2 protein-coding genes are annotated in these 3,848 nt (G+C 69.3%); one reads left to right on the top strand and one right to left on the bottom strand.

Features of this window, described 5'->3' with window-relative positions; translation table 11 throughout:
• Nucleotides 1-89: 89 nt before the first annotated feature.
• A complete protein-coding gene (locus ACFV6I_RS37160; RefSeq protein WP_063347441.1) occupies nucleotides 90-530 on the bottom strand; it encodes a DUF3052 domain-containing protein in 441 nt (146 codons plus the stop codon).
• A gap of 517 nt (nucleotides 531-1,047) precedes the next feature.
• On the opposite strand from ACFV6I_RS37160, the gene aceE reads away from it, so the two are divergent.
• Complete coding sequence (gene aceE, locus ACFV6I_RS37155; protein WP_380374941.1) at nucleotides 1,048-3,798, top strand: pyruvate dehydrogenase (acetyl-transferring), homodimeric type; 2,751 nt, start codon at nucleotides 1,048-1,050, stop codon at nucleotides 3,796-3,798.
• The last annotated feature ends 50 nt before the right edge of the window (nucleotides 3,799-3,848 follow it).

The following is a 3,848-nucleotide window of genomic DNA, read 5'->3' as shown; positions in this document are numbered from 1 at the left end:
CGCCCCCCCGGGTCCCGCACCCGGTACCCCGCTCGCGCCGGGAGTGCGCTATCCTCTGGGGGGGCCCGGTGCGGGGCCTCAGAGCCCGCTCAGCGCTTGCCGCCCGGCTTGGCCGTGGACTTGGTGGCGAGCCGGGTGGCCGCCCAGTCCTTGGCGACCGCGATCGAGCTGGTCTGGGAGAGACCGGCGGTGCGGGCCGCGTCCGCGATGTCGGACGCCTCGACGTGGCCGTCACGCCCGGTCTTGGGCGTCAGCAGCCAGATCAGACCGCCCTCGGCCAGGTACTCCAAGGCATCGACGAGGGAGTCGGTGAGGTCCCCGTCGTCGTCGCGGTGCCACAGCAGAACGGCGTCGGCGACGTCGTCGTAGTCCTCGTCGACGAGATCCGTCCCGGTGAGCTCCTCGATGCCTTCGCGGAGATCCTGGTCAGTGTCGTCGTCGTACCCCAGCTCCTGGATGATCTGGCCTTCTTCGAAGCCGAGACGGGTCGCCGGGTTGGACTTGTCCGCGGGGTCCGCGGTCGCGCTCACGGGAATAACCTCCAGTATTCGGCCCGGCATCCATGCCGAGGCTGTGGCCGTAGTCCACACGGGCGCGGCGGTTCGCGCAAGTACCCGACCCCCGATCCCCCCCAAAGGTTGACGTGCCACAGCGGGGACACGCCGTTCGATGTGTCGGAAATCACACCGATTTGCCCTTCTCTGCATGAGACAAGGATGCTTCGGGTGGTCCCGGCCCACAGGGCGTACGGATGCCCGAGATACGAACGGCATTCGGGTCCGCGCGTGCGCGGGCGTAGAGTCTCCTGTTGGCCCTCACCCCGGCCGCCCGCCATCGGGCGGACGGGACACCAGGTCGGACCACCTCTGTACGTAGCACCCGGGGGTGTGCGGGGCGGGCGAAGTCGCCCGGACCGCGCACCGCCAGACCGTCCCGCCCACCAGGCGGAACGGTTACCGATCGGTAGAGATGACGGATCTCCGAGCGCGGTAGCACGATGGAGGCGGCGCGACACACCTCAGTTTCGACCGACAGTGAAGGAACAGCGTGGCTTCCGGATCCGATCGCAACCCGATCATCATTGGCGGCCTTCCGAGTCAGGTCCCGGACTTCGATCCCGAGGAGACCGCGGAATGGCTGGAGTCGCTTGACGCGGCCATCGACGAGCGGGGGCGCGAGCGCGCCCGCTACCTGATGCTCCGCCTGATCGAGCGCGCCCGCGAGAAGCGTGTCGCCGTGCCCGAGATGCGCAGCACGGACTACGTCAACACCATCGCGACCAAGGACGAGCCGTTCTTCCCCGGCAACGAGGAGATCGAGCGCAAGATCCTCAACGCGACCCGCTGGAACGCGGCCGTGATGGTCTCCCGGGCGCAGCGCCCGGGCATCGGCGTGGGCGGGCACATCGCCACCTTCGCCTCCTCCGCGTCGCTGTACGACGTCGGCTTCAACTACTTCTTCCGCGGCAAGGACGCCGAGGGCGAGTCCGGCGACCAGATCTTCTTCCAGGGCCACGCCTCCCCCGGCATCTACGCCCGCGCGTTCCTGCTGGACCGACTGTCCGAGCGGCAGCTCGACGCGTTCCGCCAGGAGAAGTCGAAGGCCCCGTACGGCCTGTCCAGCTACCCGCACCCGCGGCTGATGCCGGACTTCTGGGAGTTCCCGACCGTGTCCATGGGCCTCGGCCCGCTCGGCGCGATCTACCAGGCCCGGATGAACCGCTACCTGGAGCACCGCGGGATCAAGGACACCTCCGACTCGCAGGTCTACGCCTTCCTCGGCGACGGCGAGATGGACGAGCCGGAGTCGCTGGGCCAGCTGTCGCTGGCCTCGCGCGAGGGCCTCGACAACCTGACCTTCGTGGTCAACTGCAACCTGCAGCGCCTGGACGGCCCGGTCCGCGGCAACGGCAAGATCATCCAGGAGCTGGAGTCCCAGTTCCGGGGCGCCGGCTGGAACGTGATCAAGCTGGTCTGGGACCGCAGCTGGGACCCGCTGCTCGCGCAGGACCGCGACGGCGTCCTGGTCAACAAGCTGAACACCACGGTGGACGGCCAGTTCCAGACCTACGCCACCGAGACCGGCCAGTACATCCGCGAGCACTTCTTCGGCAGCGACCTGCGCCTGCGCAAGATGGTCGAGAGCATGACCGACCAGCAGGTCCAGCACCTGGGTCGCGGCGGCCACGACCACAAGAAGATCTACGCGGCGTTCAAGGCGGCCCGCGAGCACCAGGGCCAGCCGACGGTCATCCTCGCCCAGACGGTCAAGGGCTGGACGCTCGGCCCCAACTTCGAGGGCCGCAACGCCACCCACCAGATGAAGAAGCTGACGGTCGAGGACCTGAAGCGCTTCCGCGACCGGCTGCACCTGCCGATCACCGACAAGCAGCTCGACGAGGGCTACCCGCCCTACTACCACCCGGGCCGCGACTCGGAAGAGATCCAGTACATGCACGACCGCCGCAGCGAGCTGGGCGGCTACGTGCCGACCCGCAAGGTGCGCCCGCGTCAGCTGGAACTGCCCGGCGACGACGCGTACAAGGCGGTCAAGAAGGGCTCCGGCAACCAGACCATCGCCACCACCATGGCGTTCGTCCGGGTGCTCAAGGACCTCATGCGGGACAAGGGCATCGGCAACCGCTTCGTGCCGATCGCGCCCGACGAGTACCGCACCTTCGGCATGGACTCGCTCTTCCCGTCGGCGAAGATCTACAACCCGCTCGGCCAGACCTACGAGTCGGTCGACCGCGACCTGCTGCTGGCCTACAAGGAGTCGCCGACCGGCCAGATGCTGCACGACGGCATCTCCGAGGCCGGCTGCACCGCCTCGCTGATCGCCGCCGGCTCCTCCTACGCCACCCACGGCGAGCCGCTGATCCCGGTGTACGTCTTCTACTCGATGTTCGGGTTCCAGCGCACCGGCGACCAGTTCTGGCAGATGGCCGACCAGCTGGCCCGCGGCTTCGTGATCGGCGCCACCGCCGGCCGCACCACGCTGACCGGCGAGGGCCTCCAGCACGCCGACGGCCACTCGCAGCTGCTGGCCTCGACCAACCCCGGCGTCGTCGCGTACGACCCGGCGTACGGCTTCGAGATCGCGCACATCGTCCAGGACGGTCTGCGGCGGATGTACGGCACCAGTGCCGAGCACCCGCACGGCGAGGACGTGTTCTACTACATGACCGTCTACAACGAGCCGATCAAGATGCCGGCCGAGCCCGAGAACGTGGACGTCGAGGGCATCCTCAAGGGTCTGCACAAGTACGCGCCGGGCACCGCCGGCCAGATCCCGGCCCAGATCCTCGCCTCCGGCGTGGCCGTGCCGTGGGCCCTGGAGGCCCAGCGCATCCTCGCCGAGGAGTGGAACGTCAAGGCCGACGTCTGGTCCGCGACCTCCTGGAACGAGCTGCGCCGCGACGCGGTGGAGGCCGAGGAGTTCAACCTGCTGCACCCCGAGGAGCAGCAGCGCGTGCCGTACGTCACCCAGAAGCTCCAGGGTGCCGAGGGCCCGGTCGTCGCCGTGTCCGACTGGATGCGCGCGGTGCCGGACCAGATCTCCCGCTGGGTGCCCGGTCAGTACCAGTCGCTCGGCGCCGACGGGTTCGGCTTCGCCGACACCCGCGGTGCGGCCCGTCGCTTCTTCCACATCGACGCGCAGTCGGTCGTCCTGGCGGTGCTCACCGAGCTCGCCAAGCAGGGCAAGGTCGACCGCAGCGCGCTGAAGGACGCGATCGACCGCTACCAGCTGCTCGACGTGGCCGCGGCCGACCCGGGCGCCGCCGGCGGCGACGCCTGATCACCCGCTAGACCCTGAAGGGCCGGGCCTCCGAGCACGGAGGTCCGGCC

The sequence above is a fragment of the Kitasatospora sp. NPDC059803 genome, from assembly GCF_042732255.1.
In the GTDB taxonomy this organism is placed as follows: Bacteria; Actinomycetota; Actinomycetes; order Streptomycetales; family Streptomycetaceae; genus Kitasatospora.
The sequence above is the reverse complement of the archived record's forward strand: the minus strand, read 5'-3'. Positions and strand labels throughout refer to the sequence as shown.